The following is a 21,302-nucleotide window of genomic DNA, read 5'->3' on the forward strand; positions in this document are numbered from 1 at the left end:
TCTTTGTTCATTGTTCGTCTTTTGTTCGTTCATTGTTCGTTGTAGAGCCACTGTAGACCCACTGTAGAGCCACTGTAGAGCCACTCATTGTTCGTTCTTCCTATAAGATTCGTATAAGCTAAGTATAAGATTGCTTTAAACAAAAACTGTCTTTCTTTGTTGTTTATAGATTCGTTTTTCTATTGTTGGCAAAGTTTCTATTTTTTGGAATTCGTGGGAGATTAAAAAAAACAGCGAAACTACTTATTTGTAATTGCTTGTTGTGCTAAGAATTTCTGTAGTGTAAGTCATACTATCTCTTATGTCGAACTCATATTAAAATTAAAAAATATCTAAAAAAATTTGGTAGTAACAAATATTCTTTCTACTTTTGCCATTATTACTCCGCAAAGGGGTAAGTTTTGTCATTTAAAATATATAAAAATATGAAGTTTATAGTATCAAGTTCTTACTTATTAAAGAAGTTACAAGTATTTGGCGGTGTAATCAATAACAACAATACAATGCCTATACTCGATAACTTTTTGTTTGAACTGTCTACCAATTCTTTAACTATCTCTGCTTCCGATTTGGAAACTACTGTAAGAGGTACTTTGGAAGTAGAATCAGATTCAGAAGGGAGCATAGCAGTATCAGCTAAATTATTGACAGATATTCTTAAAACCTTTTCAGAACAACCCCTTACCTTTTTGGTAAAAGAGAATAATGTAATAGAAATTAGCTCTACTACCGGTAATTATACCTTAGCTTATTTAGATGGAGAGGAGTTTCCTCGCCCTGTAGCTTTGCCTGAAGCAAGCAAAGTAACGATGATAGGCGATGTATTAGCAACTGCCGTGCAAAAGACTATCTTCGCAGCAGGAAATGACGATTTACGTCCTACAATGAGCGGTATTTTATTCCAATTCAGTGAAAACGGACTTACCTTTGTAGGTACTGATGCTCATAAATTAGTGAAATACGAACGCTTAGACATCAAAGCTAATGAAGCGGCTGATTTCATTATGCCTAAAAAACCGTTGAACATTCTCAAAGGTATTTTGGCAGGTAGCGAAACAGAAGTAACTGTGGAATACAACGAGAGCAATGCAAAATTCTCTTTTGACGATATGGAATTCATCTGCCGCCTTATAGATGGTAAATATCCTAACTACGATGCAGTAATTCCTAAAGAAAATCCTAACAAACTTATCTTAAATCGTTCGCAATTCTATAGTTCTATTAACCGTTTGTCGTTGTTTTCAAATAAAACCACTCACCAAGTGCGCTTGAAAATAGCTGGTTCTAGCTTGGTAATTTCAGCTGAGGACGTAGATTATAGCAACAAAGGTGAGGAGCGTTTCACTTGCAACTATCAGGGAGACGATTTAGAAATAGGCTTCAACTCTAAGTTCTTGAAAGAGATGATTAATAACTTAGACTCTGATGAAATCTTGATAGAAATGTCGTTGCCAAATCGCGCCGGACTTATCACGCCTGTTGATGGACTTGATGAGGGAGAGAAAGTGCTAATGTTGGCAATGCCAATTATGCTTAACACAAATCAATAAATAAAGAATTTTTCATTTTTAAAATGAAACGCCTTATGAGTCTCTTTTTAAGGCGTTTCTTTTTTTAAGAGAGAAATCACAATGTTTATCATTCAAAAATAACTATCTATGAAGTCCATTTTAGAAAGAATAAAACCTTTTACTTATATAGCTAGCTTATACCTTATCGTATCGTTTGTGATGCGCATCGTTTTTATGGTGCACCCTATCACTGCTACCACATTTTCGGTGTGGAGTGTGTTTAAGATGCTTTTCATAGGCTTACTATCCGACGCTTTTGTGATAGTATTGGCAAGTAGTATTTTAATGCTTTATTTCCTATTTATTGCCAATGTAAAGTACAAAAAACCTTACGGAGGCATTATTTTAGGAGCATTTATCCTCATACTACTCTATATACAGTTTTATCCTAACAATATATTTGCACAATATGGGGGCGTGATTCCCGAAATCGCATTAGCTTTCTTCGGCTTTAAAACGTTGTGTTTTGCTCTTTTGCTCTTTTTACCTAAGTACAGAGCCCAACTGCGCAATGCATTGTATTTTATTACGTTGGCTATCTATGTATTTGCCATAGTGATGAATGCAGTAAGCGAATATTTCTTTTGGAATGAGTTCGGGATTCGTTATAACTTTATTGCAGTAGATTACCTTATTTATACCAATGAAGTGATAGGTAATATAATGGAGAGTTACCCCATAGTGCCCTTATTTTCAGGGGTTTTTGTAGTAGTATTGGTAATTACTATATATTTATTTCTCAAGACTAAGAGTGCGCTAAAAACAATACCCACCCTCTTTGAAAAAACGGTTATAGTAGTGCCCTATTTGCTGTTAGTGCTTATAGGAATGTGGAGATTACCCCAGCTTGATGCTATGGTTGCCGAAAATACTTTTGCTCAAGAAATACAAAGCAATGGTGTTTACAAGTTTTATTACGCTTTTACTCATAGTGAGTTAGATTTCTTTCAGTTTTATCCTACCTTGCCAGAAAAAGAGGCTGAAAGCATTGTGCTCAAACAACTAAATGCTCCTGCCCTCGAACGACAGATTGTAGGCGATACTACCGAAGTGCACCGTAATGTAGTACTCATTTCAATAGAAAGTCTTTCGGCGGAATACCTTACAATGTATGGCAATACTGATAATCGTACGCCTTTCTTGGATAGCTTAGCTAATAACAGCTTGTTTTTTACTAATTTGTATGCTACAGGTAACCGTACAGTACGTGGTCTGGAAGCGCTTACTCTTTGTATTCCGCCTACTCCAGGGGAAAGTGTGGTGAAGCGCAAAGACAATAAAGATAAGTTTACCACGGGTAGCGTGTTCAAAAGTAAAGGTTATGATGTGAAATATCTCTATGGAGGCGATAGTTATTTTGATAATATGAAGGATTTCTTCAGTGGTAATGGTTACGATATTGTAGATAGCAAGAGCTTTACTCCAGAAGAAGTAACTTTTTCCAATATATGGGGCGTTTGCGATGAAGATATGGCAAACAAAGCTATAAAGGTGATGAATGAACAAGCTAAAGCAGGCAAACCATTCTTTAATCACTGGATGACCGTGAGCAATCACCGTCCGTTTACTTATCCTGAAGGTAAAATTGATATTCCTCCTACTGAGAAACGACGTGCAGGTGGAGTAAAATATACCGATTATGCTCTCAAACGATTCTTTGAGATGGCAAAACAACAAGAGTGGTACAAAAACACTATTTTTGTGATTGTAGCCGATCACTGTGCATCGAGTGCAGGTAGTACCGAATTACCCTTAGATGGCTATCGTATCCCTTGTTTTATTGTTGCCGATTTTATCACTCCTAAGAAAATAGATATAATGGTATCACAAATAGATGTGATGCCTACCGTTTTTGGTTTGCTAAATTTCAATTATATCTCTAAGTTCATAGGGCAAGATGTACTAAAAGAAGGTTATCAGCCACGCGCTTATATTGCTACTTATCAGGATTTAGGTTACTTAACCCCTGATAAACTCACTATTATATCACCTTTGAGAAAAACCACTCAATACAGTTTGCACAAAGAAACAGAACAACCCTCACAAGAGTATCCCTTGTTTTATGAGCAAATAAAAGAAAATAATGTGAATAAGGAACAAGCCGATGCTTGTATTGGTACTTATCAAGCTACTGCCGAGTGGTTAAAAAACAAACAGTTCAATGCGCTCAAGAAATAAGCTAAAAATTATCAACGACCCTATTTATGGGTTTATCCATATCCCCAGCACTTTAGTGTTCGACATTATTGAGCACCCCTATTTTCAGCGGCTCAGGCGTATCAATCAAATGGGACTTTCGTATTTGGTATTTCCAGGGGCTAAACACACTCGTTTTGAGCACGTATTGGGGTGTGTGTTCTTAATGCAGAAAACAGTAGAGATGCTCCGTTTCAAGGGAGTACAAATCTCTGAAAAAGAGGCTGAAGGACTCTATATTGCCATATTGTTGCACGATATAGGGCACGGACCTTTTTCTCACGCAATGGAACACAGCATTGTCGAAGGTATTTCTCACGAGGAAATCTCGTTGCGCTTTATGCAAGAGCTTAACAAGGTATTTAATGGCAAATTAGATACCGCTATAGCAATATTTCAAGGTACTTACCTTCGTAAGTTTATGCATCAACTCATCTCTGGTCAGTTAGATATGGACAGAGCCGATTACTTAAAACGCGATAGTTTTTATACAGGAGTCGCTGAGGGGAATATAAATTCTGAACGCCTTATCTCAATGCTTAACGTACGCAACGACGAATTAGTAGTCGAAGAAAAAGGCTTATACTCGGTAGAGAAATTCCTAATAGCTCGCCGATTGATGTATTGGCAAGTGTATTTGCACAAAACTAGCGTAGTAGCCGAGCAGATACTCATCAGGTTGCTCAATCGCGCCAAAGAGTTGGTGCAACAAGGGCAAGAACTGACTATGTCCACCGCTTTAGCTTTCTTTGTGAAAAACAAGATATCCAAAAATAATTTCTCACAAGAAGTACTTGAGATGTTTGCTTGTTTAGACGATACAGATATTATTTCAGCAATGAAAGAATGGCAGTTCCACCCCGATGTAGTGCTTTCTAAACTCAGCAAAATGTTGCTCAACCGCGATTTGCTAAAAATAAAAGTCCGCTTAAACGATTTTGAAGAACAGAAGATAAAGAGACTGCAGAAACTATCAGTTGCCAAAGGAGTAGAAGAAAAGGATATTAAGTACTTTGTCTTTACAGGAGTGATGACTAACAGAGCGTATAATCCAGGAAAGGAAATAATTAAGATTCTTACCAAAAATGGAAGAGTAGTAGATCTTACTAAAACCTCTGAAGCTATCAATTTAGAACCTCTTTCACAAGTAACTGAACGATACTATATTTGCTATCCAAAGTAAGGTAGAAAAGGAGGGAGTAAAATTACCAATAGAGAAAAAAAATAGCAAAAAGAGTGCTATATGAAATAATTTTTATATTTTTGTTGCGAAAAACAACCTTTTTTAAGACAAAAACATATAAATATTGCTTTATATCGTTCTGATTATAAACTAATTAAATGAAATTTACAGCATTACAAATAGCCAATGTACTCGGCGGTGAAGTAGAAGGAAATCCCCAAATTGAAGTCTATAAACTTTCAAAAATTGAAGAGGGAAGTGAAGGGAGTATATCTTTTTTGGCAAACCCTAAATACAAACATTTTATCTATACTACTCAAGCATCTATAGTGATTGTAAATAAGGACTTTGAGGCTGAAGATAAAATATCAGCAACCTTAGTGAGAGTAGACGATGCTTATGCCGCTTTTACTAAACTCTTAGAATTTTACAATCAAGTGAAAATGAATAAAGTAGGTATAGAACAACCTTCGTTTATCGCTTCATCTGCTAAAATAGGACAAAATGTATATATAGGAGCTTTTGTGTATATTGGCGAAAATGTAGTGATAAGCGATAATGTGAAAATCTATCCTAACACTTACATAGGTGATAACTCATCAGTAGGTGAGGGGACTACTATTTTTGCAGGCTGTAAAATATATTCCGAAACTGTCATAGGTAAAGATTGTATGCTCCACAGTGGAGTAGTATTAGGGGCTGACGGATTTGGGTTCCAGCCTAATGAAAAAGGAGAGTTCAGCAGAGTACCACAGATAGGTAATGTCGTGATTGAAGATTCTGTAGATATAGGTGCAGAAACAGCTATAGATCGTGCAACTTTAGGTTCTACTATCATTCATAAGGGAGTAAAGTTAGACAACCAAATACATATTGCCCACAATGTAGAAATAGGTAAAAATACAGTGATTGCTGCCCAAACAGGTATTGCTGGCTCAACTAAAGTAGGCGAAAATTGTATGATAGGGGGTCAAGTGGGAATCGTAGGTCACTTAGTAATAGGCAATCGCGTGAAAATACAAGCCCAAACAGGGGTAGGTCGTAATCTTAAAGACGACGAAGCGATACAAGGCTCTCCCGCTTTGGGGCACGCCGAATACAACAAAGCTTATGTCATTTTTAGAAAATTACCTAACTTGCTTAAACGCTTAGAAGAATTAGAAAAAAAATTAAAATAAATACACTATGGTAAAGCAAAATACTTTATCCAAAGAAATTACCTTAGAAGGTATTGGGTTACATACTGGTAAACAAGTAAAAATGGTGCTCAAACCTGCACCAGTAGGCAATGGTTTTACCTTTGTACGTACCGATTTAGAAGGAAACCCCGTTGTCGAAGCGGATGCTACCTATGTAGCAAGTACTGAACGTGGTACAGTCTTAGAAAAAAAAGGGGTGAAAATCCAAACTTGTGAGCACATCTTAGCAGCGCTCGTCGGTATGGATTTGGATAATGTGATTATTGAGCTCAACTCCTCTGAACCTCCTATTATGGATGGTTCTTCTAAATATTTTGTAGAAGCTATTGAAAAAGCGGGTATCACTCCTCAAGATGCAGAGCGTGATGAATATATAGTAAAACAAGTGATTACCTACGTAAATGAAGAAACAGGTAGTGAGATTACTCTCATTCCTGCCGAGGAATACCAAGTGACTACAATGGTAGATTTTGGTACTAAGATTTTGGGCACTCAAAATGCTTACCTCAATAAACTTTCCGAATTTAAAACCGAAATAGCTGATGCTCGTACTTTTAGTTTCTTGCACGAGCTCGAAGCTTTACTTGATCACGGTTTGATTAAAGGAGGAGATTTGAATAATGCTATCGTATATGTAGATAAAGAAATTTCTGATAGTACGATGCAGAAACTTAAAAAGATTTTCAACAAAGATAATATTTCAGTGAAACCTAATGGAGTGCTTGATAATCTTACTTTGCATTACCCTAACGAAGCTGCTCGCCATAAACTATTGGATGTAATAGGCGATTTGGCATTGGTAGGTACACGCATTCGTGGTAAAGTAATTGCTACTAAACCTGGACACTTCACCAATACCCAATTTGCTAAAAAACTTTCTAAGATTATAAAAAATGAACGTCGTAACAACGTTCCTTCTATAGATATTAATCAACCACCGTTGCTCAACACTACCGATATAATGAAGTTGTTACCTCACCGTTCACCATTCTTGTTGGTAGATAAAATCTTTGAACTTTCTGATAAACACGTTGTAGGTTTAAAGAATGTAACAATGGATGAACCTTTCTTCGTAGGGCACTTCCCAGGGGCTCCTGTAATGCCTGGTGTACTCCAAATAGAAGCAATGGCACAAACAGGAGGCGTATTGATACTCAGTACCGTCCCCGACCCCGAAAATTACCTCACTTATTTTATGAAAATAGACAATGTGAAGTTCAAGGTACAAGTAGTGCCAGGGGATACCCTTATATTCAAGTTAGAATTGCTAACGCCTATTCGCCGTGGTATTTGCCATATGCAAGCTTACGCTTATGTGAACGGAAAGTTGGCTACTGAAGCTGAGCTAATGGCTCAAATTGTTAAAGTAAAATAAAAGTATATGATTCAACCTTTGGCTTATGTCCACCCCGATGCCAAAATCGCTAAAAATGTAGTGATAGAGCCTTTTACTACTATCAGTAAAAATGTAGAAATAGGTGAGGGCACTTGGATAGGACCTAACGTAACCATTATGGAGGGAGCGCGTATAGGGAAGAACTGCAAAATTTTTCCTGGAGCTGTAATTTCAGCTATTCCACAAGATCTCAAGTATAAAGGTGAAGAAACCACTACTCACATAGGCAATAATACTACTATCAGAGAGTGTGTAACCATCAATAAAGGTACTGTCGACCGTATGAGAACTGTAGTAGGCAACAATTGCTTGATAATGGCTTACTCTCATATCGCTCACGATTGTATTGTGGGGGACAACTGTATTTTCTCTAATGGTACTACTCTTGCAGGACACGTAACTGTAGGTGATTGTGCTGTGATGGCAGGAATGACTGCTGTTTATCAGTTTTGTTCTATAGGGAGTTATGCTTTTGTAACAGGAGGTTCGCTCGTAGGTAAAGATGTTCCCCCTTATGTAAAGGCCGCGCGCAACCCACTTTCTTATGTAGGGGTGAATTCTATAGGGTTACATCGTCGTGGATTTACTACTGAGAAAATACGTGAGATACAAGATATTTACCGTGTACTTTTCCAAAAGAAACTCAGTACCTCTCACGCTTTGGACTATATAGAAGCTGAAATGGAAGCCACTGTAGAACGCGATGAGATATTGCAATTCGTGCGTCGCTCACAGCACGGTATTATGAAAGGCTATCACGGTGAATTAATAAAAGAGTAAGAACTTAAAACTAAAAACAAATAACTTAAAATAGAATAAATGGCAACAACCGCAGACATTAAAAAAGGATTATGCATTCGCTTCAATCACGATATCTACAAAATTATTGAATTTCTACACGTAAAACCAGGTAAAGGGCCTGCTTTTGTACGTACTAAACTCAAAAGTGTTACCACAGGTAAAATTCTTGACAACACTTTCTCTGCTGGTCACAAAATTGAAGATGTACGTGTCGAAACTCGTTCTTTCCAATATTTGTATGCCGAAGGCGATGAGTTCGTATTTATGAACAACGACGACTTCAACCAAGTGCATATTCGTAAAGATATGCTCGATTACCCCGATTTGCTTAAAGAAGGAGAAACCGTGATGGTGATCTTCAATGCCGAAGACGAAACACCGCTTTCAGTAGAAATGCCTGCCAATGTCATCCTTACCGTTACACACGTAGAACCAGGAGTAAAAGGTAATACAGCTACTAATGCTACCAAACCTGCTACTGTTGAAACAGGAGCTACCGTGAATGTACCTCTTTTTATCAACGAAGGTGACCGCATTAAGGTAGAAACTGAAAAAGGTACTTATGTCGAAAGAATGAAAGACTAATTATGCGTTTCTCACAGCCTTATACCCTTAAACAAATAGCTACTATCATCAATGCGAAATACGTAGGTGCAGAAGATTTTCCCGTACTTGGAATGAACGAAATTCACGTGGTACAAGCAGGTGATATAGTCTTTGTGGATCATCCTAAGTATTACGAGAAAGCATTACATTCTAAGGCTACTATTGTACTGATTAATAAAGAAGTCGAGTGCCCTGAAGGGAAGGCCCTTTTAATATCTGATGACCCTTTTCGCGATTTCAACAAACTTACTGACTTTTTTAAACCCTTTCAAAATGCAACTGCACTTATAGCTCCTTCAGCACGTATAGGTGAAAATACAGTAGTGCAGCCAGGTGCTTTTGTTGGTAATAATGTAGTAATAGGTAACAACTGCCGGATTCATTCTAATGTGAGTATCTACGACGATTGTGTGATAGGTGATAACGTAACTATTCACGCCGGCACAGTGCTCGGAGCAGATGCTTTTTATTACAAAAAACGTCCCGAAGGTTTTGATAAGCTCAAGTCCGGTGGTCGTGTAGTAATTGAGGATAATGTCGATTTAGGAGCTCTTTGTACTATTGATAGAGGAGTAACAGGTGATACCACTATCAAAAAAGGAACTAAGATAGACAATCAAGTGCATATAGGTCATGATACAGTAGTAGGAGAGAAGTGCCTCATTGCTTCACAAACAGGAATTGCTGGTTGTGTGGTAATAGAAAATGAAGTAACCATTTGGGGACAAGTAGGGATGACTAGCGGTATCACCATAGGTGAGAAAGCAGTAATTTTAGCCCAAAGTGGTATTTCTAAATCCTTAGAGGGTGGACAAACTTACTTTGGTTATCCTGCTGGTGAAGCTCGTGAGAAATATAAAGAAATGAGTGCACTCAAACAGCTTATCAATTGTAAATAAGTAATTTTATAGTTATACAATTAAGGAACTGCTTTTTTAGGTAGTTCCTTTCGTTTTTTATCACTTTACCTTCGATCAAAACTCTTTTTTCTCTTAGTTCTTAACTGCTAATTCTCAACTTTTTATATAGCTATTGTATACCAATCGTCCAAGATTCGTTCAAGCTTCCTATAAGCTTTGTATAAGCTAACTATAACCATTTTACTCCTTATCTTTTATTTTTACCTCAAAAATTACTTCCGAACCTTTTTGTTTTCTTCCGAATTTTCAGCTCTCTTCATTAGTTAATTGAAGAATTTGCTAATTTGTTAATTACTCACTACCTTTGCCCCCAATTATGAAATTACGCAGATTCATCTCTTTTTTCTATTCTACCAAGCTGATGGCAATTCTCTTCATTGCTTTTGCTATAGCTATGGCAGTAGGAACTTTTGTAGAAAATAGCTATGATACCGATACCGCCCGTATTTGGGTGTATAACACTTGGTGGTTTGAGGCGATAATGGGGCTTTTTGTGGTAAATTTTATAGGGAATATCCCTCGCTATCGATTGCTCAAAAAAGAGAATTGGGCAGTGCTGGTGTTGCACCTCTCGTGGGTGTTTATCATCATAGGGGCTGGGGTTACGCGCTACTTTGGCAATGAAGGTATGATTTCTCTACGCGAAGGAGAAACTACAAATACTTACCTCTCCGACCGCACTTATATCACTGCAATGGTAGATGGCAATTATCAAGGAGCTCTCTTGCGTAAAAAGAAACAAAAAGAGGCGCTTTTCTCGCCTTATACATCTAATCATTACAAGTGGTCGTCCGACTTTAAAGGCAAACCTTTTAGCATTACGTATAAATCATTTAAACGCATAGGCAAGGAGATGAATGCCTTAGTATTAGAGGTTGTTTCAGGTAATCAGCGCAAGGAAGTAATCGTAATGGGCAAACGTGGCGTACAGCACCCTCCTACCTCTATAGATTTGAACGGCTTGCAGTTTCACCTAAGCTATGGAGCACGCGAAGAAAAATTGCCTTTTAGTCTTACCCTCAACGATTTTATAGCCGAAAAATACCCTGGTACCGAGAATAGTTACGCTTCCTTTAAAAGCAAAGTAACCGTGAGTGGGGGAGGGGAGAGCTTTCCTTATGATATTGAGATGAATCATATTCTCAATTATCAAGGTTATCGCTTGTTCCAATCTTCTTTTCACCCCGATGAACAAGGTACTATACTCTCGGTAAATCGTGACTTTTGGGGTACCCTTATCACTTACGTAGGTTATATACTGCTCTTCGGCAGTTTGCTGGCATTTATGTTTGTAGGCAAATCCCGATTTAGAAAACTCAATCAGCAACTTAAAGACCTACAAGCCAAAAGGTTTGCAATCGTTTTGGCATTATGTTTTGGATCTTTGGCTACTGCCCAAACCCCTATGGTAGTACCCAACAAAGCGCACGCTGAAAAGTTTGGTGCAATGCTCATTCAAGATGATGGGCGTTTTAAGCCCGTGAATACCTTCTCTTCAGAACTCTTACGCAAACTTAGTAAACACGATACTTATAAAGGGCTCACTTCCGATCAAGTCTTGCTTTCTATGTTCCTCAGTCCGCAAGCGTGGTATGAGTCAGACATTATCTATGTGAAGAAAGCTAATGACAGTTTGCATCGTTTTTTGGGAGTTCCCGAAGGAACCAAATGGGTAAAGCCTAAAGATTTTTTTGATGCAAAAGGACAGTACAAGCTCGCCCCTTTATTGAAAGATATTTACAACACAAATACTCCTAACCAATTTCAAAAAGATTTTAAGGAAGTAGACCAACGTATTGGCTTGCTCAACAGAGCGTTACAAGGCGATATCTTTAAGGTCTTCCCTGTGCCTAATGACCCTAATTATAAGTGGATTTCGCACTTAGATTACATAAACGACACCCTACAAATCACCGACCCACTTTACAAACAATTTGTAAAAAATGCACTGCCAGCTTACCTTATTTTGCTACAACAAGCCACTGAAACAGGCGATTATAGCAAAGCCGACAAGGTGCTCAACAATATCAAACTACAACAAGAGTTTTACTCGGCTGAGGTATTGCCTTCACCTGCCAAAGTACAAACTGAATTGTGGTACAATCGCATCAATATTTTTGAACAACTCTTTCAAGCATATTTGTATCTTGGCACAGTGTTATTTATAGTACTATTATGGCATATTTTTATGCCAAAACAATTTTTTAGAAGACTTACCCAAATAGGTATAGCCTTGCTGTGGCTCTGTTTTATCCTGCATACTGTGGGACTTATTGTTCGTTGGTATCTTTCAGGTCACGCACCTTTTAGCGATGCTTATGAGAGTATGATATATGTAGGATGGTCGGCTATTGGGGTAGGACTTTTCTTTTCGCGACGTTCCCCCCTCACGGTTGCTGCTACCGCTTTTGTAACCGCTATGATACTGATGATCGCTCACTGGAATTGGATGGATCCTGCTATTGGAACCCTCCAACCCGTACTCAATAGCTATTGGCTGATGCTACACGTTGCCGTGATTGTAGGTAGTTATGGACCTTTTGCCTTAGGAATGCTCTTAGGTGTTATCAACCTCCTACTGATGATAGTTACTACCCGCAAGAATGCTTATAAAATCAATCTTATACAACAAGAACTCACTATCGTAAACGAATTAGCTCTTACAGTGGGACTTGTGATGCTAACTATAGGCAACTTTTTAGGAGGTATGTGGGCAAACGAAAGTTGGGGACGTTATTGGGGGTGGGATCCAAAAGAAACTTGGGCATTGATTAGCATTATGGTTTATGCCTTAGTAATACACCTACGCTTGATACCCCATTGGCGCGGACGATGGGCGTTCAATTTTTTGAGTATCATTGCCTTTGGCAGTATCCTAATGACTTATTTTGGTGTGAATTTTTACCTTACAGGTATGCACAGCTATGCTACAGGCGATAAAATTATCACCCCTACTTTTGTGTATTATGCTGTGGGTATAGTGCTGTTGTTAGGATTGGTATCGTATTTGAGAGTGAAAAATACATCATGAGTTTTTACCAACAAAGTTTAATACTAATTCCTAATTCCTAATTTCTAACTCCTAAATTGTTAATTATTAATTGTAAATTGTTAATTGAATGAAGTCTTATATCAACGGAATAGCCTGTATCTCGGCTCAAACTACTTTCTTAACTCCTCATTTTCTCAATGAAGCCCTAAAAGTTACTCCAGAGGAAGTGAGTTACGCTCAAGAACCTTCTTATAAAGAATATATTGCCCCTAATGCCAGTCGTCGTATGGCTAAAGGCGTAAAAATGGCTATAGCTACTGCTGCTGAAGCTCTAAAAGAAGCGCATATTACTACCCCCGATGCTATTTTGGTGGGTACCGGTATGGGGTGCCTACAAGATTCTGAAAAATTCCTTAGAGCGCTTATCAACGACAACGAGGAACACCTTACCCCCACGGCTTTTATACAATCTACCCACAATACTGTTGCCGGTCAGATAGCCCTTTTGTTACACTGCAAAGGAGAAAACTTTACCTATGTAAATGGGGCTGTATCATTTGAATCAGCTTTATTAGATGCTAAAATGCAAATGGAGCAAAATACTATCAATACTGCTTTGGTAGGAGGTGTAGATGAACACAGTCCGCACACTTTGTATTTATATGATTTAGTAGGGCTTGACCAAAAGGGAGAAGGCGCAAGTTTCTTTGCTTTATCAGCAGAGGCTACTCCTAATACCTATGGAGAACTTGTGGATGTGGCTTTGTACAATGAACTCACCTCTGAGCAACAACAAACAGCCCTTAACGACTTTCTTTCTCGCCACCATCTTTCTCTTTCTAATATAGATTTGATACTTACTGGTGAAGTTGAAAACCGTTCTTGGCAACGCCCTACCTTGCATTACAAAACTCTGAGTAGCGAGTATTACACAGCTTCAGCCTTTGGACTTTGGTTTGCTTGCCAAGTACTACAAAAGCAAACCCTTCCCGCCATTTGTGAGCTTGCCCTCCCTACCCCCATACAACATATTTTATTAGTAAATTCATATAGAGGCAAAGATTTCAGTTTTGTACTGTTAAAAAAATAAAAAAAAGCGACTTTTAGGGGGCACTATATTTTGCTAAAGTTGAAAAATGTTATTGGTGCTACAATCTTGGGTAAAGTAGATTCCCTTAATAAAAACAGTATTCTTACATTTCGAGAAAAAAGTAATTCAAATTATTTGTAAGAAAGTAAAATGTATGTTATTTTTGCCACGCTAAAAGTAACTCAAAGCAATATGAAATATATTTTATTTTACAATTGTATTCGTATTACAGTCTGTGTAAATCCAGCAACGAAGTTGTTAATCTGTCCACATCATATCTATTAATGAATAATTAAAAAGAAAAAAACTGTGAAATCTGTGCGAGATTTTCCTTGACAAAGTATCAACATTTTATTATTTAAACATTGAACAAACATCTTTTTATAATTGCAATATTTGTAGCTACTCTTGTAACAGCATTTATACAAAATGCTCCTTGGTGGGTATATGTGTTATTAATAGTGTTGTTTTTAGGCATTACCTCTTGGGGCGTATTCGATATCCGCCTCTCTTATTTTGTTAAAACACAATACTTCTTAAAGGGGCGTCCAGCAAAAACAATAGCACTAACTTTTGATGATGGTCCCTCAGAACTTACACCACAATTCTTAGACCTTTTGCAGCAATACAATGCCAAAGCAGTCTTTTTTTGTGTAGGCGAACAAATACAAAAGTATCCAGAGGTCGTCAAACGTATGCAGGCAGAAGGTCATTTAGTGGCAAACCATACTTTTACACATCAGCCTAAAAATATTCTGCACGCAAAAGCTTTTGCCAACGAAATTCGCCATACCGATGAAGCATTGGCGCACTTGGATATCGTTACCCCATATTTCCGACCTCCATACGGAATCACCTCACCGCCGGTTGCTAGAGCGATTAGGGCAACAGCTAAAAAAACTATAGGCTGGGATATACGTTCATTAGACACCGTGATACATAATGAGGATAAGCTCTTTCATCGCATCGTTCGCAAGCTCACCAATGGCAATATCATCTTAATGCACGACCGCCTGCCTCATACCCTCAACGTTTTGGAACGCTTATTGCAGTACCTCAAAGAAAATAACTATACAATTACAAACAATTTAGAATGAAAAAACTCTTAATATTCCTTATTTCTGTTGCACCTTTAACAATCAGTGCCCAAGCCCTTACCGAAGTCCAAATACGCGACTTCAAAACTCAAACTATTGCTAAAAACAAGGTAATTCAAACAATGCAAGCGGATTTTATTCAGAAAAAACACTTAGATTTTATGAGTAAAGATATTGAGACTTTTGGAAAAATGGCATTCGCTAAACCAGATAAATTGAATTGGCAATATACAAAACCTTACCAGTATCGGATTGTTTTTCAGAAAGATAAAATTACAGTAAACGATGCAGGTAATATCTCACAGATGAAGGCCGATAATAAAGTCTTCAAAAAAATAAATAACCTCATTGTGAGTTCTATCAGTGGCGATATGTTCAACGAGAAAGAATTTGCTATGACCTTTGCCAAATCGGGCAAAAGTATATTGGTAAAACTATTGCCCAAGGATAAGACGCTTTTGAAATACGTGAGTGAAATTCATCTGTATTTTGATGTTGATAGTGTCGTGGAACGTGTAAAACTCATAGAACCCTCGAAAGACTACGCCGAAATCTTATTCAGCAATAAAAAACTAAATACAAAAATTGATGAAGCAAATTTTAAAATGTAGTTTGTTTGCTATATTGCTTAGCCTTAGCAGCTGCTCACCTTCTTATAAGCTCCCTACCGAATATCAGTTAGTTGCTACAAATAAAACAATTATTACAAATCCTCACATAAGGGTAGGGGAGGAGTACCTCTATCGCGCTACCATTACCGCTTATGGACATACTTTTAGCGGACTTTTAGCAGCTAAAATTGCAGCAGATAATACTTGGCGAGTAGCCCTTACAACTGATTTTGGGAATACACTTTTCGATTTTGAAAACCAAAAAGGAAAGATAAAAACTAACTATGTAATTCCCAGCTTGAATAAGAAAATAATAATCCGCACCCTCACCACCGACTTTAAGCACCTTCTTAAAACCCATTGGCAGGTTACTCAAAAATACACCAATGGTACTATCGAAGTGCAACAGAGCAAAGATGGGAATGATGCTGTTTATTTGTTTACTTCAGGAACCAACCTCTTCAAACAGCTCAATATGCAAGGTAAGAAGTTATACACTACTTTTACCTATAATACCAACAACATAACCATAGAACATCACTCTTTTACTATTAAAATAGTTTTAGAACCCTTAATTATAAATCATTAATTGCTTATTCTCAAAGATGTTAAAAGAATTTTATACCCTCAATAGCTTAAAAAAGCAAGACGCAGAAAACTATCTCTGCACTCTTACCCTCAACCCTCAACACGCTATCTTCAAAGGGCATTTTCCTGGTAATCCTATTACACCAGGGGTGTGTATGATGCAAATAATCAAGAACCTTACCGAGGAAATTACAGGGCATAAACTCTTTTTAGCCAAAACTACCAATGTGAAGTTTATGGCGCTTATCAACCCCATTACTCACCCTATTTTGCAACTTACACTCGCCATTCAGCATAAAGATGCCGATATACAAGTGAAAAATACCACTTCCTTTGATGAAACGGTAGCACTAAAACTTACGAATTTGTATAAAATAGTATCTTAAAAAGTTCGTTTATTTATTCATTATCTGAAGTGAAAAAAAAAAGCTCAAAAATTACGCTATGTAAAATAAAATAGTTACTTTTGCAGACATTTTGAAAAAATCATTAAAAGCAAATAGAACTAAAACATCAATATTTTATAGTGGAAAAGGAACTAAAAAACTTTACAGAGAAGAGTTACGAGAAGTTGAAAAATGCAATTCAAGAAATTGCAAATGAAGAGGATAAAAAAGAAGTCTACGTACTTTCTTTTTGTTGTACGTGTGACGATGATGACTTGCGATTTCCTAAAATTACACTGGGCTATAATACCCTTTCAAATGTAAAAGAAGAGAGTTACAACGCCACTTCGAAAGAAGATGCCAAGTGGAATTTTGATTATTGGTTACAAACAGAAGTGGAAACCGTAGGAGGTAAAAAAGACAAATTGCTCAAGCAGTGGTTCGCCAAAACTCCTTATTTCTATTCTGATGAGGAAAACGACCGCGCCATAGAAGAAGACGAAGATCTTTACGATAAGCTTCTCAAAAAAGGTGATAAGTTTGGTAAAGACTTTATCAAAGAAGTGATAGCCCTCGCCAAACGATTGTTGGACGACGGAGAGTTAGAAAAGGTATTTGGGCGTAATATTCCTATCATTATTCACCAGCGAGATTTTGAAGATACACCTATTTCTTGGACAAAGAAAGCCAATCCTGCCAAGCTCATAAAGGAGTTTCTGGAATACTGGGATGGAGAAGAGGAAGATTAAGATTAAAATTAGCTTATATATTATTATAATAAAAATATAAGGGCTGTTCAATGTACATTGAACAGCCCTTTGTTATTTATGAATTACAAAAAACTTTAAGAAGTATATTGGTGTCTGTTGGCTATCAGTTGTAAGCTGATACGGTTAAACCTATACAAAAGACAAACAGCAGCGACTGTGAGACCGGTGAGCAAGCCAATCCAAATACCCATAGTACCTAAATTGGTATGAACGCCTAACACATAAAGAATAGGGAAGGCAATCAGCCAATAGGCTACAAAAGTGATGTACATAGGCACTTTAGCATCTTGTACTCCACGTAAGGCACCAAGAGCTGTTACTTGCATTCCATCGGATATTTGAAAAATAGCTGCAATGAGCAAGAGATTGGTAGCTTCGCCTATTACTAGAGTATTATTAGCTAATTTTTCTATGTTATCCATCTCTAAGTACAATGACGGTAACCAAGTGCGAAATACCGCTAAAAGAAGGGCAAAAAATACTTGTGTGCAGAGTACTAACAGAAATACCGAAATAGCTACTCTACGCAAATTAGCATAGTTTCTCGCTCCTAATTGATTTCCTACACGTATCATAGCGGTAATTCCTAAGCCATTAGCAACCATAAAAGTCATACTCGATAAGTTGAGCGCAATTTGGTTTGCTGATAAATGATTTTCGCCCAGCATACCGCTTATCCAAATAGCTGCGGTAAAGATACCTGTTTCAAAAATCATTTGCATAGCGGTAGGGAGTCCGAGAGCAGTTATCTTTTTGTACATTGCTTGTTGCATATTCTTAAAACTGATACTCATAACATATTCACGCGACTTCTCTAAGTTTTTCAGCATAAAGAAAAGCATTATAGGCATTACAATTCGTGATACTAAGGTGCCAATACCAGCGCCTAACACTCCTAATTTCGGGCAACCCCAATTACCATAAATAAAAAGATAGTTTAGAAAGACGTTTAGCAAGTTTGCTAAGATAGTAACATACATAGCATATTTGGTCATTGATAAGCCATCGGCAAACTGCTTGAAGGTAGTGAAAACACCCAATGGAATAAGCGAAAAAGCTACCAAATGGGTGTAGGGTACTGCCAACTCTATTACTTTCTCGCTTTGTCCTGTATAGCGCATCACAGGTTCTACAAAAAACAATAAAAGGAAGAGTACTACTCCTAATATTACATTGAGTACCATTCCGTGATTGAGAATAGACTGAGCAGTTGGTTTATCACCTGCTTCATCAGCCATTGCTACTAAGGAAGTACTAGCAACAGAAAAACCAATGGCAAACGACATTGCAATGAATATAGCGGTATTACCCAGAGCAGCAGCTCCGAGTTCGGTAATACCTACTTTACCTACCATTACATTATCTACGAACCCAACAAGGGTGTGCCCGAGCATTCCTAATATGATGGGGTAAGCAATTTTAAAGTTGTATTTGAATTCTTTTGTATAACTTGATAGGCTCATTCTATTTTAGGAGTTAGGAATTAGCTTATATGCTAACTCCTAACTCTTTTATCTACTGTACTGTTTCTATTTCATTTATAATGTTCTTGGCTCCGGCATAAATATCGATTACCCAGAGGACGTAGCGGATATCTACGTTGATAGTGCGTTGTAGTTGTTTGTCGAAGATTACATCGCCTGCCATTGCTTCGATATTGCCGTCGAAAGCAAGCCCTATGAGTTCTCCTTTACCATTCATTACAGGCGAACCTGAGTTACCACCTGTGATATCGTTATTAGTAAGGAAGTTTACGTGCATAGAACCGTCTTTGTCTATATACCTTCCAAACTCTTTCTTCTTATAAAGGTCGAGCATACGCTGTGGCATATCAAATTCGGCATCGCCTTTTTTGTACTTTGCCATTAGGGTATTGAAGGTAGTATAGTAGTTCTTCTTCACATCGGGGTTGCGTTTATCGGCAGCCAATGGAATGACCGTACCATAGGTAAGGCGCAGGGTAGAATTGGCATCGGGATACAAGATAGTACTGATTTTAGAATCGCGCATACCTTTTATGAACTTGCGGAAGGCTTTGGCATAGCTGTCTTCTAAGCTAAGTTGTTCTTCTGAAGGGTTGCGATAGTTAACAAAAAGTGCTATAGAAAGTGCTAAAATAGGGTCGCTTGCTAAAGCCATATTTATCTGCTTTTCATTTTGAAAGACTTTGTTTTTAGGAAAAACACCTTCTTTAGCAGTTTCTTTGCTACGGTAGATACTCTTAGCCAAAAGCTCTTCTACGTATTTGTTAAAATCACCCTTGTACTGTGTTTTAATAGTTTTGAGTTCAGAGGGGACATCAGTACCTTTGTTAGTGTATAATTTCAGCATATCGGCAAGGATAGCCTTTTCTACGTCTAAGTTTACTTTATCGTACTCAGTGAGTAGGTCGTCCACTCTTTTCTCCAATTCGTCGGTAGGCATACCACCTTTTTTAGCATTACTTACCAAGCTAATGTAACGTGTAGGAATCTTTACGAAGAAAGAAGCACGCCATAGCATACCCAAATAATTCTCATCGGCTGATTTAGCATTGGTTTTTTCAAAGAAATTAGATAAAGTGTTCAGTACGTCGCCATATTCAGCCTTATTTTCAGCTTTATTAGCCCATTTGGCGAAAATAGCTTCGGTTTTACGCTTAGTAGCTGCTGTTTTATGAGCCGTAAGTGCATCAATCATACCTTGGCGGTTTTTCCAATAATTGGCAATGCTTGAATATTGTGAAGCGTATTGCAAGCGTACAGCATCGTCTTTATCCATAAAGCGCTTCATTGCGTCCATAGCTGTTTTAGAGGCTTCTACCCACGCAGGATAGGCATATTTTACGTTTTGGTCTACCCAATAAGAGCTTTCCCAACGGTTGGTACGTCCTGGGTATCCCATAATCATTGCAAAATCTTTATCTTGCACGCCTTTAAGGCTCACTTTAAGATAACGTTTTGCTTTAAGAGGTACGTTATTAGGTGAATAGTCGGCGGCATTACCGTCTTTATCAGTGTAAACGCGGAAAAGTGAGAAGTCGCCTGTTTGGCGAGGCCATTCCCAATTATCGGTATCGCCACCGAATTTTCCAATGCTTTCAGGAGGCGTACCTACAAGTCGTACATCTTTAAAATCTTGGTATACGAAGTAATAATATTCATTACCTTGGAAGAATGGACGTACTGAAACTACGTATTTACCCCCTTCGCTGTTCTCTTTTTGTATTTTAGCCATTTCTTGGTTAAGAGCAGCTTCGCGTTCTTTTTCGTTCATTGAAGGTTTTACCACTGATAGCATACGGTCGGTTACATTGTCCATACGCACAAAGAAACGCACGAATGATTGCTTAGGAGAAAGTTCTTCGGCGTGAGAGCGTGCCCAGAATCCGTTTTTTAGATGGTTGTTTTCAGGTGTGGAGAGCTGAGCGATATTGCCATAGCCACAATGGTGGTTGGTGAGCACTAAGCCATCTTTGGAGATGATACTCGCAGTACAACCTCCATTAAATTGTACGATAGCATCTTTGAGACTGTTATTATTGATGCTATAAATTTCTTGAGCAGTGAGTTGTAAGCCTAACTTCTGCATATCTCTTTGGTTGAGACGTTCGATGAACATCAAAAACCACATTCCTTCGTCGGCTTTTGCTATGGGAGTGAGCAATAAAAAAGCCAACAGTATAAGACTGATTTTCTTCATAAAAAATGATATAATGATTTATTAGGGTGCAAAGATAGGGAATAATTGGCAAATTAGCAAATGTGCGAGTCGCATAGGCAGGTGCGAACCGCACGGGCAGTCGTAGCACGACAGGCAGATAATAAAGAGATGAACAAAAGACGAACAATGAACGAACAATGAACGAACAAAAGACGAACAAAAGACGAACAAAAGACGAACAAAAGACGAACAAA

At 37.8% G+C, this 21,302-nt stretch carries 17 protein-coding genes; 15 read left to right on the plus strand and 2 right to left on the minus strand.

The window, feature by feature from the left end; translation table 11 throughout:
- The first annotated feature begins 425 nt into the window (after positions 1-425).
- The 15 genes from dnaN (at position 426) to COCH_RS08880 (ending at position 17,385) form a co-directional block, all read left to right on the plus strand.
- On the plus strand, positions 426-1,550 hold the full coding sequence (dnaN, locus tag COCH_RS08810; protein ID WP_015782801.1) for a DNA polymerase III subunit beta: 1,125 nt from the start codon (positions 426-428) through the stop codon (positions 1,548-1,550).
- Positions 1,551-1,658: 108 nt separating this feature from the next.
- A complete protein-coding gene (locus COCH_RS08815; protein ID WP_015782802.1) occupies positions 1,659-3,749 on the plus strand; it encodes an LTA synthase family protein in 2,091 nt (696 codons plus the stop codon).
- Positions 3,733-4,950: an HD domain-containing protein gene (locus COCH_RS08820; RefSeq protein ID WP_015782803.1), complete on the plus strand. Its 1,218-nt coding sequence runs from the start codon at positions 3,733-3,735 to the stop codon at positions 4,948-4,950. Before COCH_RS08815 ends, COCH_RS08820 begins: the two co-directional genes overlap by 17 nt.
- Positions 4,951-5,108: 158 nt before the next feature.
- A complete protein-coding gene (gene lpxD, locus COCH_RS08825; RefSeq protein ID WP_015782804.1) occupies positions 5,109-6,128 on the plus strand; it encodes a UDP-3-O-(3-hydroxymyristoyl)glucosamine N-acyltransferase in 1,020 nt (339 codons plus the stop codon).
- Positions 6,129-6,135: 7 nt separating this feature from the next.
- Complete coding sequence (locus COCH_RS08830) at positions 6,136-7,524, plus strand: bifunctional UDP-3-O-[3-hydroxymyristoyl] N-acetylglucosamine deacetylase/3-hydroxyacyl-ACP dehydratase (protein WP_015782805.1); 1,389 nt, start codon at positions 6,136-6,138, stop codon at positions 7,522-7,524.
- Between the two features lie 6 nt (positions 7,525-7,530).
- On the plus strand, positions 7,531-8,325 hold the full coding sequence (gene lpxA, locus COCH_RS08835) for an acyl-ACP--UDP-N-acetylglucosamine O-acyltransferase (RefSeq protein ID WP_002671575.1): 795 nt from the start codon (positions 7,531-7,533) through the stop codon (positions 8,323-8,325).
- 39 nt (positions 8,326-8,364) lie between these two features.
- The gene (efp, locus tag COCH_RS08840; RefSeq protein ID WP_015782806.1) at positions 8,365-8,931 is read left to right on the plus strand and encodes an elongation factor P; all 567 of its coding nucleotides are present in this window, start codon (positions 8,365-8,367) and stop codon (positions 8,929-8,931) included.
- Positions 8,932-8,933: 2 nt separating this feature from the next.
- Positions 8,934-9,851 (plus strand): UDP-3-O-(3-hydroxymyristoyl)glucosamine N-acyltransferase, encoded by a 918-nt coding sequence (locus COCH_RS08845; RefSeq protein ID WP_015782807.1) that lies wholly within the window; start codon positions 8,934-8,936, stop codon positions 9,849-9,851.
- Between the two features lie 382 nt (positions 9,852-10,233).
- Positions 10,234-12,903 (plus strand): cytochrome c biogenesis protein CcsA, encoded by a 2,670-nt coding sequence (gene ccsA / locus COCH_RS08850; protein WP_015782808.1) that lies wholly within the window; start codon positions 10,234-10,236, stop codon positions 12,901-12,903.
- An 88-nt stretch (positions 12,904-12,991) separates the two neighbouring features.
- Positions 12,992-13,954, plus strand: a complete 963-nt coding sequence (locus COCH_RS08855; RefSeq protein ID WP_015782809.1) for a beta-ketoacyl synthase chain length factor — start codon at positions 12,992-12,994, stop codon at positions 13,952-13,954.
- 365 nt (positions 13,955-14,319) lie between these two features.
- Positions 14,320-15,051 carry a polysaccharide deacetylase family protein gene (locus tag COCH_RS08860; protein WP_015782810.1) on the plus strand — a complete coding sequence of 244 codons (732 nt, stop codon included), beginning with the start codon at positions 14,320-14,322 and terminating at the stop codon, positions 15,049-15,051.
- Entirely contained in the window at positions 15,048-15,662 is a 615-nt protein-coding gene (locus COCH_RS08865; RefSeq protein ID WP_015782811.1) for a LolA family protein, read from the plus strand. Before COCH_RS08860 ends, COCH_RS08865 begins: the two co-directional genes overlap by 4 nt.
- Positions 15,640-16,251 (plus strand): DUF3261 domain-containing protein, encoded by a 612-nt coding sequence (locus COCH_RS08870; protein WP_015782812.1) that lies wholly within the window; start codon positions 15,640-15,642, stop codon positions 16,249-16,251. The genes COCH_RS08865 and COCH_RS08870 overlap by 23 nt, the downstream gene beginning before the upstream one ends.
- A gap of 16 nt (positions 16,252-16,267) precedes the next feature.
- The gene (locus tag COCH_RS08875; protein WP_015782813.1) at positions 16,268-16,636 is read left to right on the plus strand and encodes a hotdog family protein; all 369 of its coding nucleotides are present in this window, start codon (positions 16,268-16,270) and stop codon (positions 16,634-16,636) included.
- 140 nt (positions 16,637-16,776) lie between these two features.
- Positions 16,777-17,385, plus strand: a complete 609-nt coding sequence (locus COCH_RS08880; RefSeq protein ID WP_015782814.1) for a hypothetical protein — start codon at positions 16,777-16,779, stop codon at positions 17,383-17,385.
- Positions 17,386-17,480: 95 nt separating this feature from the next.
- Here COCH_RS08880 and COCH_RS08885 read toward each other — a convergent pair whose 3' ends face one another.
- Positions 17,481-18,869: an MATE family efflux transporter gene (locus COCH_RS08885; RefSeq protein ID WP_015782815.1), complete on the minus strand. Its 1,389-nt coding sequence runs from the start codon at positions 18,867-18,869 to the stop codon at positions 17,481-17,483.
- A 52-nt stretch (positions 18,870-18,921) separates the two neighbouring features.
- Complete coding sequence (locus tag COCH_RS08890; RefSeq protein WP_015782816.1) at positions 18,922-21,087, minus strand: S46 family peptidase; 2,166 nt, start codon at positions 21,085-21,087, stop codon at positions 18,922-18,924.
- Between the last annotated feature and the right edge of the window lie 215 nt (positions 21,088-21,302).

Origin of the sequence: Capnocytophaga ochracea DSM 7271 (assembly GCF_000023285.1) — a bacterium.
Lineage (GTDB): Bacteria > Bacteroidota > Bacteroidia > Flavobacteriales > Flavobacteriaceae > Capnocytophaga > Capnocytophaga ochracea.

Bases quoted from the DNA above. Each gene is read 5' to 3' on its own strand.
- COCH_RS08815 (WP_015782802.1), top strand. From the start codon at position 1,659: ATGAAGTCCATTTTAGAAAGAATAAAACCTTTTACTTATATAGCTAGC.
- COCH_RS08830 (WP_015782805.1), top strand. From the start codon at position 6,136: ATGGTAAAGCAAAATACTTTATCCAAAGAAATTACCTTAGAAGGTATT.
- COCH_RS08870 (WP_015782812.1), top strand. From the start codon at position 15,640: ATGAAGCAAATTTTAAAATGTAGTTTGTTTGCTATATTGCTTAGCCTT.
- dnaN (WP_015782801.1), top strand. From the start codon at position 426: ATGAAGTTTATAGTATCAAGTTCTTACTTATTAAAGAAGTTACAAGTA.
- COCH_RS08885 (WP_015782815.1), bottom strand. From the start codon at position 18,869: ATGAGCCTATCAAGTTATACAAAAGAATTCAAATACAACTTTAAAATT.
- COCH_RS08890 (WP_015782816.1), bottom strand. From the start codon at position 21,087: ATGAAGAAAATCAGTCTTATACTGTTGGCTTTTTTATTGCTCACTCCC.
- COCH_RS08865 (WP_015782811.1), top strand. From the start codon at position 15,048: ATGAAAAAACTCTTAATATTCCTTATTTCTGTTGCACCTTTAACAATC.
- lpxD (WP_015782804.1), top strand. From the start codon at position 5,109: ATGAAATTTACAGCATTACAAATAGCCAATGTACTCGGCGGTGAAGTA.
- lpxA (WP_002671575.1), top strand. From the start codon at position 7,531: ATGATTCAACCTTTGGCTTATGTCCACCCCGATGCCAAAATCGCTAAA.
- COCH_RS08845 (WP_015782807.1), top strand. From the start codon at position 8,934: ATGCGTTTCTCACAGCCTTATACCCTTAAACAAATAGCTACTATCATC.
- COCH_RS08820 (WP_015782803.1), top strand. From the start codon at position 3,733: ATGCGCTCAAGAAATAAGCTAAAAATTATCAACGACCCTATTTATGGG.
- ccsA (WP_015782808.1), top strand. From the start codon at position 10,234: ATGGCAATTCTCTTCATTGCTTTTGCTATAGCTATGGCAGTAGGAACT.
- efp (WP_015782806.1), top strand. From the start codon at position 8,365: ATGGCAACAACCGCAGACATTAAAAAAGGATTATGCATTCGCTTCAAT.
- COCH_RS08875 (WP_015782813.1), top strand. From the start codon at position 16,268: ATGTTAAAAGAATTTTATACCCTCAATAGCTTAAAAAAGCAAGACGCA.
- COCH_RS08855 (WP_015782809.1), top strand. From the start codon at position 12,992: ATGAAGTCTTATATCAACGGAATAGCCTGTATCTCGGCTCAAACTACT.